At 40.4% G+C, this 20,069-nt stretch carries 16 protein-coding genes and 3 pseudogenes; 1 reads left to right on the forward strand and 18 read right to left on the reverse strand.

Annotated elements, in window-relative coordinates; translation table 11 throughout:
• Position 1 precedes the first annotated feature (1 nt).
• The 12 genes and pseudogenes from GFC30_RS14530 to GFC30_RS14585 all read right to left on the reverse strand — a co-directional run.
• A pseudogene (locus GFC30_RS14530) lies at positions 2-1,093 on the reverse strand (IS110 family RNA-guided transposase); the annotation flags it as partial.
• A gap of 260 nt (positions 1,094-1,353) precedes the next feature.
• A pseudogene (locus GFC30_RS14535) lies at positions 1,354-1,557 on the reverse strand (response regulator transcription factor); the annotation flags it as partial.
• A 276-nt stretch (positions 1,558-1,833) separates the two neighbouring features.
• Positions 1,834-2,358, reverse strand: coding sequence for a HEAT repeat domain-containing protein (locus tag GFC30_RS14540; RefSeq protein ID WP_066327469.1), 525 nt, complete (start codon positions 2,356-2,358; stop codon positions 1,834-1,836).
• A 47-nt stretch (positions 2,359-2,405) separates the two neighbouring features.
• Positions 2,406-4,442, reverse strand: coding sequence for a sporulation killing factor system integral membrane protein (skfF, locus tag GFC30_RS14545; protein WP_066327472.1), 2,037 nt, complete (start codon positions 4,440-4,442; stop codon positions 2,406-2,408).
• Positions 4,435-5,160: an ABC transporter ATP-binding protein gene (locus GFC30_RS14550; protein ID WP_066327478.1), complete on the reverse strand. Its 726-nt coding sequence runs from the start codon at positions 5,158-5,160 to the stop codon at positions 4,435-4,437. Before GFC30_RS14550 ends, skfF begins: the two co-directional genes overlap by 8 nt.
• A 9-nt stretch (positions 5,161-5,169) precedes the next feature.
• Complete coding sequence (locus GFC30_RS14555; RefSeq protein WP_066327480.1) at positions 5,170-6,672, reverse strand: CPBP family intramembrane glutamic endopeptidase; 1,503 nt, start codon at positions 6,670-6,672, stop codon at positions 5,170-5,172.
• A 42-nt stretch (positions 6,673-6,714) separates the two neighbouring features.
• Positions 6,715-7,950: a sporulation killing factor system radical SAM maturase gene (gene skfB, locus GFC30_RS14560; RefSeq protein WP_066327482.1), complete on the reverse strand. Its 1,236-nt coding sequence runs from the start codon at positions 7,948-7,950 to the stop codon at positions 6,715-6,717.
• Between the two features lie 98 nt (positions 7,951-8,048).
• The gene (gene skfA / locus GFC30_RS14565; protein ID WP_066327485.1) at positions 8,049-8,237 is read right to left on the reverse strand and encodes a sporulation killing factor; all 189 of its coding nucleotides are present in this window, start codon (positions 8,235-8,237) and stop codon (positions 8,049-8,051) included.
• A 496-nt stretch (positions 8,238-8,733) separates the two neighbouring features.
• Complete coding sequence (locus GFC30_RS14570) at positions 8,734-9,384, reverse strand: response regulator transcription factor (protein ID WP_066327495.1); 651 nt, start codon at positions 9,382-9,384, stop codon at positions 8,734-8,736.
• 21 nt (positions 9,385-9,405) lie between these two features.
• Complete coding sequence (locus GFC30_RS14575) at positions 9,406-11,664, reverse strand: ATP-binding protein (protein ID WP_066327497.1); 2,259 nt, start codon at positions 11,662-11,664, stop codon at positions 9,406-9,408.
• Positions 11,665-11,670: 6 nt separating this feature from the next.
• Positions 11,671-11,826, reverse strand: coding sequence for a competence pheromone ComX (gene comX, locus GFC30_RS14580; protein ID WP_066327499.1), 156 nt, complete (start codon positions 11,824-11,826; stop codon positions 11,671-11,673).
• 21 nt (positions 11,827-11,847) lie between these two features.
• Complete coding sequence (locus GFC30_RS14585; RefSeq protein WP_066327501.1) at positions 11,848-12,738, reverse strand: polyprenyl synthetase family protein; 891 nt, start codon at positions 12,736-12,738, stop codon at positions 11,848-11,850.
• A gap of 604 nt (positions 12,739-13,342) precedes the next feature.
• On the opposite strand from GFC30_RS14585, the pseudogene GFC30_RS16710 reads away from it, so the two are divergent.
• A pseudogene (locus tag GFC30_RS16710) lies at positions 13,343-13,732 on the forward strand (transposase); the annotation flags it as partial.
• Between the two features lie 63 nt (positions 13,733-13,795).
• On the opposite strand, the gene GFC30_RS17270 reads toward GFC30_RS16710, so the two are convergent.
• From GFC30_RS17270 to GFC30_RS14615, 6 genes are all read right to left on the reverse strand, one after another.
• Entirely contained in the window at positions 13,796-13,963 is a 168-nt protein-coding gene (locus tag GFC30_RS17270; RefSeq protein WP_169807018.1) for a hypothetical protein, read from the reverse strand.
• 229 nt (positions 13,964-14,192) lie between these two features.
• Positions 14,193-15,089, reverse strand: a complete 897-nt coding sequence (locus GFC30_RS14595) for a CPBP family intramembrane glutamic endopeptidase (protein ID WP_066327517.1) — start codon at positions 15,087-15,089, stop codon at positions 14,193-14,195.
• Positions 15,090-15,103: 14 nt separating this feature from the next.
• Positions 15,104-15,886 (reverse strand): ABC transporter permease, encoded by a 783-nt coding sequence (locus GFC30_RS14600; protein WP_066327519.1) that lies wholly within the window; start codon positions 15,884-15,886, stop codon positions 15,104-15,106.
• Between the two features lies 1 nt (position 15,887).
• Positions 15,888-16,622: an ABC transporter ATP-binding protein gene (locus GFC30_RS14605; protein ID WP_066327521.1), complete on the reverse strand. Its 735-nt coding sequence runs from the start codon at positions 16,620-16,622 to the stop codon at positions 15,888-15,890.
• A 13-nt stretch (positions 16,623-16,635) separates the two neighbouring features.
• On the reverse strand, positions 16,636-17,529 hold the full coding sequence (locus GFC30_RS14610; protein ID WP_032100282.1) for a thiopeptide-type bacteriocin biosynthesis protein: 894 nt from the start codon (positions 17,527-17,529) through the stop codon (positions 16,636-16,638).
• A 33-nt stretch (positions 17,530-17,562) separates the two neighbouring features.
• Entirely contained in the window at positions 17,563-20,061 is a 2,499-nt protein-coding gene (locus tag GFC30_RS14615; protein ID WP_066327526.1) for a lantibiotic dehydratase family protein, read from the reverse strand.
• Between the last annotated feature and the right edge of the window lie 8 nt (positions 20,062-20,069).

The raw sequence follows: 20,069 nt of genomic DNA on the forward strand, positions 1-20,069 counted from the left end.
TGTTATGGCGGATGAGTGGTATCATCACCCGAAAGAGAAGGGCGCGTAGCCGTCTTCGTCCTCGCTTCGAGATTCGTTTTTGCCCCTTGTGTTGTCCAGACGAGTGTTCTTTCAACGTCAAGCCCGCTAATTTGATCAATTGCCGCGGATCTTGGTACTGATGAAAACTCCCGATTTCCGACAACAGTTCAATGATCGTCGCCTCTCCTAGCCCCGGAATCGTTTGGAGCCATTCATATTCGACCGTCGTTTGTGCAAGGGCAGTTAACTCTTCCGTCAACGCTGCGATCTCTTGTTCCAATTGGCGATATCGGCGGACCAACGTGGCGATTTCGATACGGGCCATCTGTTGTCCTTCCGTGATGCCAATCGAATGGCGAGCCATCTCTAACAGCTTTTGCACTTTCGGTTTCTGTGGGCATTTTAGCGCCTCGCTTTGCCGATAACGCTCCATGAGCCCCTCTATCGTCTGACTTGCGATGTCCATCGGAAATGGCGTTTTTTCTAACACCACCAATGCCATTTTGCCAAACGACGGAAACACCTGCACAAACTCAGGGAAGTACCGATCCAGCCAACGAATCATTTGATTGTGGACGGCATTCCGTTCCTTGATTAATGACTCTCGAAACGTACTTCCTGCCCGCAATTCCGCCTCCACCTCATGGAGAATACGTGGATAGCTAAAACGTCCGTCTTTGACCAGTCTTGCGATGACTAGGGCGTCTTTGGCATCATGCTTCGTTGGCAAGTTGTCGTCGAGTTCTTTCGACCGTTTGACGTGCATCGGGTTAACCATCACCAACGGGATCCCTTTTTCCTCGAGGAAGTAGGCGAGGTTCAACCAGTAATGTCCGGTCGGTTCGATTCCGACGATCACTTCCGTTTTGCCAAACTCCCTCATCGCCTCTTGGATCAACGCATAGAACTGTTCAAATCCGAATCTCGACTGGAACACCGGAAACGACTTTTTCAGTACCCGACCTCGTGCGTCCACGATCGCTGCGTAATGTTTTTGCTTGGCAATATCCATTCCAATCACTAATGTTTGATCGGTGACTTGTTCAATTTTGCGATTTTGTGTACAATTCATAGTAAGTCCTCCTTGGTTGGATGATAGGTGTTTGTTGGTACCCCTGCATCATACCAAGAGGGCTTTTTTCTTTCAAGTCCCCCAAAACCTTTCTAACAGGAATGCTTTCTTATGTTTTTTCCTATCTCGAATTATACTCCTACTTTCTTTCTTCTTCACCGCCAACATGGTGTCGAACCCCGCCATTTTTTTGTCGGATACCGACACGAGATGACGGACTCCCAAAAAAGAAAACGCCCTCACCGATCCGGTGAAGGCGTTCACAACATATGATGCTCTGGAATGAGCCCTAATTGTTTTGCTTTTTCCACTGCTTCTATTCGTGAAGATACGTGCAGCTTTGTGAAGATGCGCGATAAGTGTCTTTCTATCGTTCGTTGGCTCGTGTGATGTTTTTTGGCAATGTCTTTATTACATAAGCCGTTAGCGACTTCCATTAATGTTTCTTGCTCAAGCTGGCTCAAGCGCAACTGTATTTGACTTTGGACTATCAATTTGATTAGCTACCTCAAATGGAATTTTTCCGTTAATCCTTCTCCCATAATATAACTCTGAACATGTGAACCTGAATCCTTGACAGAAGTGTATCAAAAATGCTGGAAAACCCAATCATGCCGAGGTTTCAACTCAATTTCCAATGTTCACCTATTAGGTGAAGAACCCCAAGGGCAATATTTGTTGATTTAGCAAGGTTTTCTTGGCAGTTTTGAACGCGTCTTTATCACGGATTCAGGCTAAACTTATTCTTTCCGTTCGTTGATCTTGCGATTCATCGCTTTGAACAAAGCTTCCGCCGCCGCCAGATGTTTATATTTGTCATTGCTGTTGTTCCATCCTTCTTGCAAGATCGGGAGAGCATGTAGCTTGGTCGGATTGTTCATGACTAACGCCCAAGCTGCCCAAAACTGTACCTCCTTATCCTCATTTTTTAGACACTGTTCAAGCGCTTCCTCTGCAACGGGACCGATTCTCATCAGGGACAAGGCAGCAGACATGCGTGCCTCCTGATTGCCATCTTTCAAGAGCTGAATAAGTTCAGGGACCGCTTGCGACGCAACAGATCCAAGCTCCCCGAGCACAACAGCAGAAATTGACCGTATATTGTGATCAGAATCCCTTAACCCTTCGACTAATGCAGGTACCGATGCATCTCCCTGTTTGATTAGCGTTTTAGCGGCCTCCCACATCGACTCCCTTTTTCCCAACGCTTGCACGTATGAGGTGAGCGCGTTTGTTTCTTTCTTCATCAAATCTTTTGAATCCATAATTATTTTTCACATTCCTTTCTTTTTAATCATTTTCATCTAGCTTCTTATAAGTTTGGCGGAAACTTATAAGAACTAGGAGGTGTTACCCAAGAAGGTCCAATTTGCAAGACAATTTCCTCATGAGCATCTAAGATTATATTCGACGGGTCGCTTGTATATTCCTTGCCATTGACATAGGCTTTCACTTCCGTACCACTTGGTGCCACCCAATCAGCAACCTGCTTTTTCGACAATGGTTTGTGCCAGATTAGAAAAAATTCGCCTAGCGTATAATCCTTTTTCACTGGCGACTCTACATGAATAATACCAGAATCATCATGAGTATGCAGCCAATACATACAACCACCCTTTTCAGAGATTCCAATAAATTTTGGTAGTGTTTGGTGCTTTCCATCGACATAAATATCGAGATGCACATGGACGTGATAACGGTCTTGCTCCATCATATCGCATTTGATGCCAGCGATAGCCGGTTGTGGCTCAAGATGAGTTCGGTTATAAATAAGATATCCTGTAAAGGCAAGAACTGCACAAATAGAGATTGTCAAAATGGAGGACGTGTAATCCCATTTTTTGGACATCCCCGCCTGTCTTCCCTTTAGCGTGCTGCTTTCGAGAAACCGTAGGGCTGCTATCCAAGTCAACCATCCAGCCAGAAGATCACTCACCAACAACACTGGTGCAGGATTGCCGTCTAACCGAACAATCACTTCCAACAGAAGAAAGTTAAGCAGAATAGCCACGAAAAATAAACGAAAGACATTATAAAAATACGAGACAGGAGTCACTCGACCGTCTTGGAAATTGGCCCGAGCAATGCTCATAATGCGAATACTATATGTAATTACCACCAATCCGATACAAATGGAAAAAAGATCAATAATTAGATCGATCTTCCACTGGGCAGCGAAACCACCCACGACCAAATACATCAACAGGTTAAACAGCGCAAATAACAGATAGGGTATCTCAGAACCGATCACTTTCTTGCTTAGTTTACCAGGCAAAAGCATCAAGTCTCCCGTCTGCAGATGACGCATCGTACCCGAGTAATAACCGCTGAACAGAGTAGAAAAGGCAACTAGTATCGGAAAAAAATAGAGCAGCAAGGAGTACTTGCGAGCCACCAAAGCTACAACCGCAACCGACAACAGAAATTGAAAAGTCATTCGTAGCCGCCTTCTGCGTAACACTGCTAACTCCATCCATAGAAAAGCCCACTCTTTGCGATACTTTGCGCCCCCACGCCAAGAAGTGGCGCCTTTCTTATACTTAGTTGTTGACATCGGCATGTTGTTCCAGCTTGCTATGTCTGCCCAATAAATGGCGTCCATCACAGCATTCTCTTTAATTTTGCTCTGCGAGGGAACGAACAAAAAAATCAACCCAACCAGGATGATAAGACCAATCTCCAAAAATCCCAAAGAATTAGTCAATCCAATCATAACTCCTCCCATACCTTGGGCAAGTACGAACAATGAGCCAGTTAACAAACCATGAACAATTTTTCCGTCCTTTAACAGCATCACGACCAAACTTAGGATAAGCAAACCACCAATCAACGAAAACCAAAAGAGCAATTTAGAAAGGAGTTTATGTCCACGGGTGCAGGAAGCTCCTACCTGCCACAAGGAAAGGGCAAAAAGAACGGGTAAACCGTACAGCACACTAAGAAAATCGAAATTTGAAATGCCCTTCAACAATAGATTTGCCAAATTTGCCATCAGAGCTGACAACAGCCAAATACCAAATCGAAGCAATCCTCTCCAGACGGCAACGGCAAGAGCAACCTTTCGAACTGAATAAGGGGTTGTATATATCCAAAATACATCCTCCATTTTACTTGGCAATTGAGTGGAAGTAGACCCTATCAATGAAAAAAACAAAAGCATTCCAATAAGACCCCATCCAATGGTAGTGGCACTTGATTGCATATCATTCAAATGGGACAAAACCAAGTATTGAGCGGCAAACGAAAGAGCAAAAAAAACACTTGAAACCACCAGCATTCCACGGACTCCCATCCCGGTGCGAAGTTGACGGATACTGTTAAGCGCCAAAAGGTGTAGGATCCTAATCATCCTTTCTCTCCCCCTTAAGCAGATTAACAATCTGCTCTTGCCAGTGTTGAAATTTCTCTTCCTCTGTCGGAACCATATCTTCTCTAATCACTTGCCCCTGAGAGAGTACGACAACACGCGTTGCGACTTTGCAGAGAAAATCAAGGTTATGCGTAGAAACCAGCACACCCGCCCCCTGTTGAGCTTTGACTTTCAGCCAATCGATTAGCCATTGGATTGAGACAGGATCTAGGCCAGCTGTTGGTTCATCCAAAACATAAAGAGAGGCATTTTGTAAAACCGCTCCTGCCAAAATTACCCGTTGACGCTGCCCACGAGACAACTCGCCACCCATACGAGTTGCAAATTCAAAAAGCCCTACTTCTTGCAAAGCCGTTTCTACAAGCGTCTTAATATCTCCTTTGAGATCAAATGCCTTTGCTCGGAAATAGAGGTGTTCTTGGACTGTCAAGAGCGGATACAGATTCGGATTATCGGGAATAAAGGCAATGGATTTCAAAGCTTCGGGTGACCCAGCTGGTAATTCACCAACTGTCACGCTGCCCGTATCCGGACCTAACAGACCAAGACAACAGCGAATAGCAGTCGTTTTTCCTGCTCCATTCGCTCCTAGTAGCCCCACAATTTCTCCTTGATTCACGGCAAAATGAACATTATGAATTCCTGAACCATTGCGGTATCGTTTAGTTATATTCTTAACAATCAGAATATTATTCATTCTTCTCACCTATCCTTTAGTCACTGCGTTGTTGATTGGCAAAGCTTTACGATTCATCTTCGATTTGGTTAGAGCAATCGGTGCCAACATCAAAATGAAATTGTGAATGAAATGTGCAACCAATGCAGCAATAAAGCCATACTGTAGATACAACTCTCCCATGACGAACCCCAATGCAACGATCTCGCTCCACCGGATGATGCGTGGATGCGTACCAGTCCCTGTATGAATAATAGCCCAAAGCAATGACGTAACTAACACAGCTAACCAAGGCTTATGGGTCAACCACACTATAACAGGAATTCCCATTAACCGATAGATCGCTTCTTCTCCGATCGAACTTTGCAAGCTCATGCTTAGGGCGCCTTTCCAGTTGTATCCTGAAACAAACATCGTATAGTCAGACAACTCTGGCGCAATACGAACTTTTCCTGTCGATTGCAACATAGCATTGAGCCATGTCATTCCACCAAGACAAGCAATACCGGCTGTTACTCCAACAATTATCTGATTGACCGGATGTTCAAACGCGGAGATGCCGATCTGCTCTGTCAAAAATAGGCCGACCGACGTACTGATTAACACCACGCACATCGTTGCGATCGCTTGAAACAGCGACATTACAAGCGTTAGCATACGAATAGCACGTTTATTGACCCGCACATCATACGAGTTAATCATAGAAAATTCAAATCCATCGTTAGTTACAAGTACAACAGCGAATAAGATGATTGCGGCCAACACTCCACCAAAATTCCAATTCAATTTACCACCTTCTATGGTGATAATCAGAAGTCCGATCACAGATGCAATAAAAGATCCCAGCACACCCGAAAGGTTCAGCACTTTATCCAAAAACTCACGTTGCACCACTTGGCTGAGAGTGGGAGCAAAAATCTCTGGCTCCATATGAACTTGCCAGACAATACCCTGATATATCGTAACAGATACGCGTAAACGAACCTTCGGTGATTGAATAAGATACCAGAACGTCCGCTCTTTTTCCCTGTCGGAAATCCCCTCCACCTGTCCCTCACCAATTAGGCGTGCCTCGCTCCAAAAACCATGCGGGTTATCGATATTAAGTACAGCTAGCAAGTTGCTTGATTCAAACTTATGCACATCATCGTTCCTCAATTGTCCTTCAACCTGCAAATGGATGATTTCCCCATTCGGTGCAATACCGACCAAAATGGTCGTGTCGTTTTTGACAAAACGCACTCTCCAAGACTCTAACAGACCCCAACGGTGCACCAGTATCCGTACCTCATCGAGCATACCTAAATGATGCAGGCGATTAATCGTCTCACGATCATGCCAAAAGGCGGCATAAGTGTCCCAGTCAGAAACATCGATTGTTGTCAACCTTTTCACGGCTACAATCGCCCATTCAATAGCGACTTGCTTACTAGGTAGTACCAACTTATCATTCTCTTGTTTGTACGCCCTATCTCTGAATTTCAGAAATAAAAACAAACTAAGTATTGAAACTACAACTGCAATAAGCCACACAAAATACCTACACCTCTCTTTCTCCTCCAAATCACCTTTTTCTTAAAACAATTTACGGAATGGTTGATCCGGTTCCGGCAGTTCCACTCTATGGATACAGTAACAGGATTTAGACTTTGCACGAACCTCCAACAGTCGTTCTTCCGCTCCTATTTCCAAAATCGAGTCTTTTAAAATATGGCCCATCGAGGCTTCCTCAACCTGGCAAGGTGTAACCATACCATCTGCTCGCACGTACCAGTTTAGGTAGCCAGGTGTACAAAAATCAGCTTCACCACCTTTGTGATGCTCGTTGGAGTCCTCTTCTCGCCAGTCCGGAATCACAATGCGATTTCCCCATTTTTTAATCGCCCGATCGATTTGTTCTTTCACTCTTTCGCGTTGTTCCTTCGATAGAAAAAAAATACCGTCTCCTGCACGCCCAACCGGCAACGTGATTCCAGCCCTGAAAACACGTGCACCAACCGCGCAAGCCTCTTCTGCCACTTTTTCCACATCAAGATAGTTAATTGGAGAGACGGTCATAGCGATAATGAGAGGAATACCAGCCTCGGCAATCTTTCGTGCATTAGACATCGTCTCTTTATAGGCTCCCTTTTTCCCTCGCATTTTGTCGTGTGTCTCCTCATATCCGTCAACACTCACTTGACAACGTACATTGTTAAATTGTTTGACGAAAGCAATATCATCACCCGTCCAGCCAAGCCCGTTACTAAAGAGATGAACGTTTATAAACAGACAGCTAGCAGTAGCGAGAAGGCGATGGAACCCTTTTACTAGTCTTGCTTCCCCTCCGGTGATCGTAATGTCAAAAACTCCGTTAGCAGCTAATTTTTCCATTACAAGAATCCACTCTTCGGTCGTCAATTCTTTTTCATAAGGACGCCCAGAACTTGCATAACAAAATGGGCAGCTCAAGTTGCAGGAATTTGTAAATTGAAGGGTACTTCGAATAGGAAGATACGCCTGAGACGATCCAGTAATCCTAATAGAAGAGGGTAAGATACCCTTTTCCCAAAGCGCTGTTAACGGATGATCGGCAAACATGTCTCGCAGTTCCTCGACCGTCATTCCTTCTTCTAAACCGTTCATATGACTCCAAACGTATGCTGTCTTTTCCATATCCTGAAGCTGAGCCATCAACATAGCCAGTTCTGCTCCGACACCACTCAAACGAAAATAGTTCAACGTGTTTGTTTCATAAAGAATGGCGCCACTTGGTTGCAAATGAATACCAAATTGAGGTGCTACCTTTTTCTTTGGTGTTCCAATTACCATGAACGTCGCCTCACTTTCTTTTGATTAGGAGAGGGGACTTTCTTTTACCAAAGGAAAGTCCCCTCCAAATTCATAAATATGTTAGGTAAAATTCTATATTAGATTGCGCATGCCACAAGGCTAATTTCACATTCCCAGCAGGCAGAAGTCAGGGAGATAGACTTCGCTGCCCAACAACCAGCACAACCTGCTGCCTTCACAAGAGGGATACCTGCACCTTTTTTCACGACACTCTTGGTAACTGGTTGCCACTGTTGTCCCTTATTTTCTTCCCTTGTTTTTTCCACATGTACCACCTCCTCCCTTTCTTTACCTCACCTGAATCCATGACAGGTACTCATCAAAAATGACAGAAAATGTTATTAAAACAAGGTTTTAGCCCGTCTTCGGATCTTCTTAATTAAATGAAAAGCAAAAAACGTGATATTTATTGATTTATCAAGTTTTCTCAGCAATTTGGACATGTTTTATCACGGATTCAGGCCTCAATTTGGTCAAGTCCTGATTATTGTGTAAAATTTCGCTCTCGGCCCAGCGAATTTAGGCCTTAGGAAAATTAAACACATTTTTGCGCCGTTTCTTTTTACACAAAATTTCGGACTTCATCCTCAATTTAGTCACCAATCCTCACCTCCTCCTGTCCTTTCCTATCTCAAATATACCTCTACTTTCTTTCTTTTTCACCGCCAACATGGTGTCGAACCCCGCCATTTTTTTGTCGGATACCGACACGAAATGGCGGACTTCAAAAAGAAAATGCCCTCACCGATCCGGTGAAGGCGTTCACAACATATGATGCTCTGGAATGAGCCCTAATTGCTTTGCTTTTTCCACCGCTTCTATTCGAGAAGATACGTACAACTTCGTGAAGATGCGTGATAAGCGTCTTTCCACTGTCCGTTGGCTCGTGTGATGTTTTTTGGCAATGTCTTTATTACATAAGCCGTTAGCGACTTCCATTAGTAGTTCTTGCTCGAGATGGCTCAGCACAGCTGGTTGTTCGTTTTCCTCCATCTTTTCCTTTCCTTCACAACGATGCAGCTGACGCAGGAAATGCACAGGAATGACCGCCTCATCTCTTAGTGCACAGCGAATTGCTGTCACTAATTGCTCGCTTGATGCGGTTTTACTGACAAAGCCTGTAATGCCTGATTCAATGAAATAATTTAAAAAAGGAACAATATCATATCCGGTATAGATGACAATTTTCGCATTTGGCTGTTTTTGGAGAATTCGTTTACTCAATTCGATACCGCTCACATCCGACATACACCAGTCAAGTAAAAATACATCATACGTACGTTGCTCGATCATTTGTTCTGCTTCTTTGGCTGATGTAACAAAATCTACTTGAAAATCTTGTTCACACTCGAGCATACGTTTTGTTCCTTCGCAAACAAGACGATGATCGTCGACAATTAAAATACGAGCCATGCTTTTCTCCTTTCCATACGTTTATAATGGAATGGTGATCCTTATCTCTAATCCAGATCCATGCGATGACGTGATTTTGCATGTTCCACCTAATCCTTGCACACGCTCTTTTATTCCAAATAATCCTAAATTACCATTATGATGATTTAATTTTTCCATCTCTATTCCTATCCCATCGTCAACATAACGGAGTTGAACAGCCTCATCTTGCGTATCCAATACGAGTTGAATCGTTGACGCTTGTGAATGTTTTACGGCGTTGTTTAACAATTCTTGTATGATCCGATACATCGCTAGTTCCTGTTCTTCTCCTAATTTGACTTGTATGTGAACATTCCATTCCACTTTTATATTCGTACGTAAATGGAATCGGTCAATAAGCTGTGTGATTGCTTGTTTTAATCCCATCTGACTCAAAAACGGCGGTCTTAATTCATGGCATATTTCTCTTGTTACATCAATGACATTGAGGATCTCCTCGTCGATATCGTTTAGCTGTTTTTGTATATCTTCCACGTACAGAGGTTGAACAAGCAAGTTTTCCACTTTTCTTCTTAACAAAATTAAATCTTGAAGCAATATATCGTGCAAATCGATTGCAAGTTTTTTTCTTTCCCTTTCTGACCATTGGAACATCAATCGAGTAAACGAAATCGAATGTTCTTTCTCTTTTAATCGATCTAACTCTTTCAATAGATCCTCCACTTTTAACATGTTTTCCATCGTCATGCTCGTATAATAAACAATGGCAGATAGCCAGTCTTTTTGCTCGGTATGGAAATAAATAGGTTGTTTCTTTTTCCCTACTAGCCATAAAGTTGTTTGACGAAATGAGCCGATAAACAAGACAAATAAGGAGCGATGTTCCATTACGCGACCGATCGAAAGTGGGGCACCATTTATTTTTTTGACGATATTCGCCCAATGTGCTTGATTGTACTCGAAAGAAAGCGGTTCGTTTATGGACTGCATCACCTCTATTTTTTCTACGTCCAAAATTTCGTGCAATTCCTTTTCCAAACAATACATGGCTCCCTCTACTGTACGCTGTTTTTTAAGCTGTTCACTTATACGATATAAGCTCTCTTGATAAAAATATTTTTGCATCCGTAGTTTTGCCCGCCACTTGCGGTCTAACCATTCTTTTATGTAAAAAGTAGCAAGAACGATGATGTAAACGACAGAAAATAAAACAACAAGTTCAGCCCATTTGCTAGAGCGATGGATCCATTGATTGTACACAATCATCATAAAGAAAGATAGAAGTAATGCAAACAGTCCAAAATATTTCAACCGTTCGATCGAAAATTGCAGTTGAAACAGTTGATCTGTTGCCATTAAATAAAAGAAAACGATTGGTAAGGCGAAAAGAAAACTAACCGTTAATTCCGCTGGCAGCACCCATTTTCCAATGATGAGAACCGGGAGACTATAAAATAAAACAAATGGTGCGGCAGATAGCCCAATGGCTAAAAGCAAACCTTTGACCGTATTTTGCTGTTCATCTTTTTTAAGATAAACTAATCCTTTTCCTAACAAAGCCAGAATGATGACCATGTTGATAAAAAATGTAGCCAATAGCACTTCCGCTTCACTTATCGAACGAAACGATAAAGATATGAGTGAGGCAACGAACATCACAAAGTTAAAACCATAAAGAGAAAAGACGATTTTTTTCGCAAACCATACTTTCTTTTCGTTTTCAAAATAGTTGTAAACAAAATGCAAAAAGAGCGGGGGCAGCATGAAAAATACACCGCTGAATATTTGCCTTCCAAAAAGCGACTGCTTCGCCGATAAGCTGGCACTGATATAACAAAGCCCTGCCGATAACAACAAGTAAATCAGCACGGTCGCCGAGTTATTATCTGGCCGCAAACGAAGCAAAAATATGCTTAAACGAACAGCGAATAGAAAAAAACACGTCGGCAAAATAATATAATACAACCACTGTTCCGTTCCATGCGCTTGATAGTCAATCGCCAAGGTTTGGATTTGATTCCCTCTTTGAATAGTGACTGCTTTTGCTTGTTCAATCGTTTTGTATTTCTGAACTGTAAAATGGGAGAGCGGAAACTTTCCATCTACTTTTAACACTTGATCATGAATATGAATCCCATGTTTTTTTGCCCAGCCAAACTCGTAAAGGTCGTTAACAATAATATCACCATTCTTGTTTTCTACTACACCTATGCCGATCAATGGATGCTTCACATTTAAAATGGTTAAATATAGCGCTAAAATCGAAGCAACAATCATGGCAATAACTGTTCGATTCATCGTGATCTACATCCAATATCCAAGTGATCTAGTCGATTCGCTAAACGCCTTTATCACCGCTTTTACCTCTAACTCACTTAAACCAATTAAGCTCACTGTACCATTTTGTAATTTTTTGATGACTTCCGGATGTTCGACTAAAAAGCGAATGATTTGTTGCATCACAATCTCCCTCCAACATTCTCAAACCAATGTTTTCAGCGCAGATTTATACGCATCATCTACATCTAGTTTTTCGATTTCTTGCAACGCTTTTTCCTTGTAAATTTGGCTCATCACTTTTGCGTAATAAATCGCTCCTTCCTGTTCCATTTGCTGAAGCGCTTTTTCTTTTTGGACATACATCCTATCGTAGTCTATATCGTTGTTGACATACTGCTTCCATAAGTTATCGTTCTTGCTTTCTAGCATATATAAAATCGGAAGCGACTTTTTCTTTGCTTGAATATCAGCTTTTTTATCCCAGTTGTATAGCGCATCAAAATCATTGTCGATTTGTGCCGCAATGCCGATATAGCGAGCATATGTTTCAATCGTTGCGATGTTCTCTTTTCCTGCTAATAAAGCGCCGATGACACAAGCCATCGCAACAAGAGATCCTGATTTTTTCTCCACCATTTTTAAATAATCTGCTTCTGTTTGTACGTCACACGCTACATCGGTCTGTTGTCCTTGCACACTTTGAAGCAAGCAAGACGTAAGATGTGACAGTGCCTTTAATTTTTTATTACCAAGAATCGGTACATTTGCAATCGTTTGCTGACCAAGCAGCAAGAACCCGATAGCAATATGAAGAGGAATAGCTGTATCCTCTAAACGATCTTGATCGACTAAATCATCAAGTAAATCGCCAGCAAGCACGATCAATTCAATAGCCGCTGCGATATATGTTGAGTGATCTCCTTGTGTCGAAAACAAGTCATAATGCAAATAAGCCAACCGTCCAAACAACAAATCGCTCTCTTTCACATGTTGCTCGATTGCCATCAACATGTGCGCTTTCAGTTGCGGTTCCGACATCAATTGTTCCACGATTTCCTTCATTTGCTTCGCTATTTTTTCTTTTTCACTCATCCTATCGCACCTTACACAAATATTTACAAATAGGGAATATTCGACAAAATCAAAAAAATTCCTTCCTGACAAATAAAAAGACTTGTCGAAAATTGCGACAAGTCTGGTAAATGCATATCTTAAAAAAATCGCCGTATTCATCTTTCCGATCACTGAATAAAACATTCCGCCGTATACGACAATTGTTTCCGCATAACATTTTATACCCGCCCCGTTTTTATCTATATAAATGCACATTGAAGTGTTAACATTTTTCGACTGTCGGGCGACCGAACAACACCGCTCCCAGACAAATGAATTTGTCTGGGAGGCGGCTCGTTGTTCGGTTCTCTGTCACGCGAATGCGTGACGCAGGCAAGCCTTTGGCTTGCCTCCGACAGTCGAAAAAATAAGTTAAACTCCCCAGTTGCATGTATATAGTGCCACAGGTAAAATAATAGCCCACATCATTTTTGCTTTGCACATCTTCACTAATTCAGATCCACTTCAAATTAGGGTATTAATTGGAACCATGTCACTTCTACATAAGGAAAGGAATACAGCAAAACTCCCGGCACATATAGCATCACCCTTAAAGACTTTTGATCCGTATAATTAAACAATAAATGCCGTGGTGCTACTCGCTTGGAAAGCCGATCAACCGATGACACCAGAACATCTTCATTGCGTCTTGAGCACCGATCGAAAGCTAAGCGACGAAGAAATCTTGCGCTACTATGCCGAGCGTTGGTCGATCGAATGCTTTTTCCGGTAGGCAAAAGACCAGCTGAAGCTCGATGGGTACCGTGTTCGTCACATTCGGGCGGTCAAACGGTATTGGATCTTGGTGCAGATTGCTTACGTGTACAGCATGTTCCAGTCTAACAGCAATTTTTCGGATGGACTCGATCTCCTACGCAAGAGAAAAGGACATTGCCTCGTGGAGTTCATTTACAGCGCAGCGAAACAAAATATTCCCATTGATGCTGTGAAAAAACAGCTCCACGTGGCATAAGGGGTACCTTGTTTGCCCCTCTTTTATATGGTAATTATTGTTACGGAAAGTGCTCAACTACAGTTACTTAGTTCCAGTTTTTGCTACGAAAAATCCTGTCATACCCACGATAAAGCTCGGTGCCAAACTCCAAAGGAAAAAACCCCATCTGTCCATCAATAAAGAAACGATCAAGAAAATCAAAGGCACAAACAACATTAGTCCTATTGCAGTTTTCTGATATCGATCCATTCGGATACCTCCCCATTAATGAATATAAAGCAATCAGAGCGCTTTTTTTGGGTTTTCTACTCGCATCGATTGAACTTCCCCGCAATTGATACAAAACGTAACGAATAATTTTGACCCGATGCTTAAGTTTTTGTTTATATTTTTTACATTGGCGTGCCCGCTTCCCACCATACCTTCCGAAACTGAACTGCTACCACAATTCCTGCATTTTTTCTCTGCTTTCACGTCCCTAAACTCCCTCCACTCTTTCGCCTTTCATGCTTTTTCCGGAAGATACAACACTCGCTTTATTGCTTTGAATCCATAACACAAATCCAAAGATTAAAATGAGTAAGAATAGCCAGATCATCGATACGATTCCCGCTTCAGGACCAAATGCACCCCCGCTCCACCATTCGGATCCACCGATATGAACTCGGATGAGAGAATTTTTCTCGACGGCGCCACTAACGGCAAACCCGAATATCGAACCTTGAGAAATATTCCATAATGCATGAAATCCAACAGGCAACCATAAACTGCGACTTAAAATTCTTAAATAGGCCATCAACCAACCAAATAAGACCAATCCAACGAACGCTTTCCAATTAAATCCAAAATTAAACCAATGGGTTAGTGAAAACAGGATGGATTGGACCGCATTTGCCACTGTAAAAGTCGTTATTTGTTCCACCTTGGACAATATATATCCGCGAAATAGCAGTTCTTCAGATACACCAACACAAAAATGAACGATGATAGCTGGTATCAAACTAATCGCGAACCAATGAATCACGCCGTTGTCGTTAAATTGGTATTCTGCATTATTTCCAATATAGATTAGAAAAATGACGGATAGTGATAGCAAGCCCAATATAGCCCCTGATAAGGCCAACCAAAGATGACGTATCATTTTAGGGGCATACAGTGGAAGATCAAACGTTTCAAATATCGTTATCTTTTTATACCATACAATGAAAAAGGATAAAATACCCAACAGTTGTCCTATACGCGACAAAAAATTTCCGATACTCTCGAGCTTGATTATGATGGCAATACTGGAGATCATCATGGACGACAGGAACGTAAAAACAATGCACATCACCACAAAACCAATTGTCACAAGTATTTCACGGGATTTTGTCATACCGGTCACCTTTATTATATTTTCTCATTACTCCATTTGAACGATAGTTTCGTCATTACAAAAAACAATACTGCGAATCCAAGAATTGCTGCTAAATCGGTGTAAATGCTGAATTTCCCTTCCAAATGTTCAAACAATATTTGTCTCAAAGCATCTCCCATATAGGTGAATGGAATAAAAATGGCTAAATCCTCGACGATATCTGGCATAATATAGAACGGCATCATAACACCGCTTAACATTAATATCGGTGCTGAAATTGCACCAAGAATCCCACCTGCAATCTCCACAGAGCTCATAAATCCTCCGAATAGGAACCCGAGACTCAAAATCATTATCATGCCTATCAAAGATACGAGTAGCAGAGGAATTAAATCGGAAATAGTAACAATTTTAAGTAGCATTCCTAGAATTAAAAACAAAGTAATTTGTACAACGGATAAAATCAATCTAACAATGATTTGAGAAATCACAAATTGACCCGTAGTTAACGGTGTCAAAGTTAATAACCGCATTATACCGTTTTTTCTCATTTCTACGAGCGGGAGAGTCGTACCAAATAAACCGGTTGATAACAAAGCAAATATTAAGATTCCCGGAAACATGAACTCCAACATTGAGATATTCATCTGTTTTGATTTGTGTATTACCGAACTTATCCCAGCAAAAATCCCCAAAAACATTACTGGAAATATCATTATAAAGAAAAAAATTTTAGGATCCCTTATAATTTCATTAAATCCTGTCTTAATAAGTAAAATTATTGTTTTTTTACCCTTATTTAATTTAATTTGCATATTAATCAAATCCTCCTCGTAAATCTTTTCCTGTTAAATGAATAAAAGCAGATTCAAGATTTCTTTTTTTGCCTTCTACAGTATATTTTTCAATCAGCTCTTTAGGTGTTCCAACCGCAACAAATTTGCCGTTATGTAAGATCGCTACTTTATCGCATAGTTCTTCCGCTTCCTCCATGTAATGGGTTGACAGCAAAATCGTTTTCCCCTGTTTTTTAAGCTTTTTCAAAAATTCCCACAGCATGATCCTCACTTGGGGGTCCAAACCACTAGTGGGTTCGTCCAATATTAAAATTCTCGGGTCACCTATCATCGCAATCGCAATTAAAAGTCTTTGTTTTTGCCCCTTAGATAAACTTTTAACCATTTTTTTCTCCAAATCTTTTAAATTCAACTCTCCCATTAAATTATTGATATCAATTGATTTGCTGTAAAAACTCGAAAATAACTTTAAGGTCTCTAAAACGGTTTGCCTCTGGAAAAGGGATGCCTCTTGCGGTTGGACTCCAATGATGTACTTGATTTGCTCTTGATTCTCGTCTATTGATACACCCATGATTTTGACAGTTCCCTTGTCTTTTTTTCTTAAACCAACCAGACATTCAATGAAGGTAGTCTTTCCGGCTCCATTCCTGCCTAGAATACCGAATATTTCCCCTTCCTGAACATTAAGTGAAAGATCGTCAATCACCTTTAAATTGTTATAAGATTTCGACAAATTATCCACAAAAATCATCTTTTAATCCCCCCTAATTTGCTGCACCTTGTATGGGCTGATTCATGTAAACAACCTTCAATAATGCCGCTAAATAGGCTTCCTCTATAGGCCAAATACCTAATCTGTTATTCATCATATGCATGTAATGGAACAGTAGATCACTAGTCTTCTTTTCCCCATTTACAGCACTTATTCTATCTATCACACTTTTTAATGAGTTTGCATAATTTTTGAAATTCATACGATGATAACCTTGTTCGATAATGTTTTTAGTTAGTGCTACCCGCTTTTTAGCTGACTGAATAAAATTTTTTTTATAAATAGTACCGATGGACGAATAATGTTCTCCAGACCAATAAGCAATATATTTTTCAAGAAAATCCAGTATAGCATCTGTGTGTTCAAAATTAGCTTGTAGCGATTCATTCATATATTTGAGTCCAATGATAAAGCGATCGAGAGTTCCGTCAATGATACCCGGAGTAACATCTAGGCAGATTTCGCTAGAATATTGAAATAGCTCTTCTGATATAGATAATCCCGTTTCTCCTCCATATTTATCTATTTCAGGTTCATATAAAGCCAGTTCAAATCTGCTTTCCTGTCCATTGTTAAAATGTTGGCTTGATTTAATAGGGACCAGACGTTTGGGTTCATATTGGGTAATGCGAGAAATTTTAGACAGCTTTTCCTCAAACAATTTTTCGAGAATCTCAATCACTTCGTTCACTGATTGAACAGATACCAAAAATCTCAGACGGACATGCGTCCCTGAATGATCTTGATATCTGATAAAAAACCATTTCGATATTTCTGTAATTTTTCCAACTTCCAAGTATGCATTCCTCACGATGTCTTCAACAACAAAATCCATTAAACTAGAGTTCGAGGGATATATATTGTAGTAAACCCACTCTTGGTTCACTTTCGATGACACCTCTTTATCTTTAATATCCTTTTATGTGTGGTCCGTTAATTTCCCAAGGCACATGAACTCCGAAATAATCGGTTTTCCGCTTTTATTTTTCATCCAGCATGTACGGTGATTAGGCAAAGCTTCCGTGAGTACAATATATTCGATATCTTGAGTAACATGTCTTTTTAAAACTTCAATCGAATATGGGTTATGAAAATGAATCCATATCGGTTTCAAAGGATTCTTTGAAACAGTTCCTTCGGCCTGTGTTAGGAACACTTCCGTTGGAATTTGGTATTTATCTATGAAACGTTGCAATTTTAACATGATCTCCACATCGCCATCATATTTTCCAAATGGAGGTAATAACTTTATTGGAATTATCCATTGTGCTCTTTTTAATACAATTCGACCCTGCTGTTGTCTAGGAATATATTGAATTTCATTAACTCTGTTAACTTTTTCCCACGGGCGCGGATTGATTCCATAAGGAGTGTCTATCATCCAAGGATTAATTAATGTCAACAATATTTTGCCGGGTCCTTGAATCAGATATTGGGGCACAGTACCCAAATATACTGGGGAAATTGTATTTCCATCCTGTGCCCTAAGTACCAACGAATCAGTAGCTTGGCAATGGGAGATGGAAATATTTTTAATTTGATAGTGGGAAAATCCATATTTACATTCCCCAAACCAATCTATATTTCGAGTAAGCACACCAAAACATTCTTGTAAATTCGACCAATCCCCTCCCATTGGTAATTCTATAGGTTCAGATAAAGGAAATAATCCTTCAATCCATTCTTTTAAATAATTGCTGTACGGATGTTTTTTAAACAAAGGATTGAATCGTGAAAATACGTTACCAAGTCCAGTAGATATTTTGTTAACTACAATCAAATAATTACCATTTAACAGATCCTCTTGGCTATTCGCGCTCAACTGAAAATAAATACAAGCCGTGGGCGGTGCAACATTCGGCCCCTTTACTATCTTATTTTTTTGCTTTTGAAAGTCTCTTGAAATCGCTCTTTCAAACATGCGGTATAATAATTGCTCGTTTGAAGTGAGGGTAGCTAAGAAGTCCACCAGCATTGTTGTTTTTCCTGAACCATAAGTATTTTTAAAATAATCAACCAATTCACTATATAATGAGGAAAAGTGAAAATATGGTTGGATCATTTCAATAATCTTGTGCACATCTCCATATACTTGTTGTCCAAGATACGGAACTTCAATTTGTGACCGAACATCTTCATAGACGAGGTTAGCATTTTCCATCCATTGTGGAGGGTTACGTTTCAACAAACAAAACACGCTCTTCAGTTCCATGCTCAGTTCGTCGAGTTTTTTAACCCTTTGTAATCCTGTACAATCTGTTTTCAACTCTTTAAATAAACTGTTTGCATGACATAAATGTTTTGAAACCTGATGTACCAATTCATCACCGTTTCCACTTGAAATAATTAAGTCTGCTATTTTTTTTAATGGCTCCTCTTCATAAATATCGAATGGAACAACGGGCTTAATTAATTTCATTGAAAATATCAAATATTTAGCATATTCTTTATTCGGTCCTAATGGACTCAAAATTTGTTCAAGTGTATATTCAGTTCCTTCATCAAATTGATCCAATACTGAGAGAATTGGACTGCTCAATAAAATCTTAGTCTCTTCCGTCTTCCAAAAAAAGTTATTGGTATACATATACTTGCCCGTTATTCTTGCTTTTTTTCCTCCTGCATCAGCACTTGTTGCAAGCCGAAATTTGAAATATTTGCTGAGAATTTCATGTTTAGACATTTCTTCAATCAATGTAGTGACAATTGCTCTATTCATACGTATCAAGTATCTTGCATCGAATTCACTGTCTAGCCCATTCGCTGTTTCTAACGGCTCAAAGTTTGCTGTGCTTATCTGTGTTAACGTACTAAATGGACTTATTTTAATAGTACTTCTTTGCAGGTACATATAAATAGATTTCGATAAATTAGATCCAAAATCAGCAAGATCGTTCAGCGCTGATGGTAGAATTTTAAGTAAATCAGGGCTTGCTAACGCCAATCCTTTTTGAAATTCCCTAGATTCCTCGCTTTTTAAATATTCTATTAGACAATTGGTGATTGTTTTCTTCTCATCGTTAAATATTTGTCGCAGTTTATCAGCCAATTCTTTTCTTTCTTTATATAAACGCAGCCATGTATTCAATATGGTATTTTCTTCTTCATTCAAATACTTTGATAGCAGTAAATAATCGTACTCTTTTATTTTTTGCAACCGATCATTTCTATCATTAAAAATATCTCGTTTCAATTTTATAGCGAATCGGATCAGTTTTTTTTGATCTTCAAGAGATGGAACGACGTTATACAATAAATCAATCATGGGTTGCTTCAATTGTAGCAACTCATTCTCCACCCGTAAAAACTCCCGAATGACATTTCCAGTTTGGTGACAGATCATATGATCCAGAATTTCAGTAGAGTTAACAGCCAACCTTGCAAGTAAAAAGTTAGAAACAGTAGGAATTCCGCTCATATTTTCCT

The organism is Anoxybacillus amylolyticus (assembly GCF_001634285.1).
GTDB classification, from domain to species: Bacteria; Bacillota; Bacilli; order Bacillales; family Anoxybacillaceae; genus Anoxybacteroides; species Anoxybacteroides amylolyticum.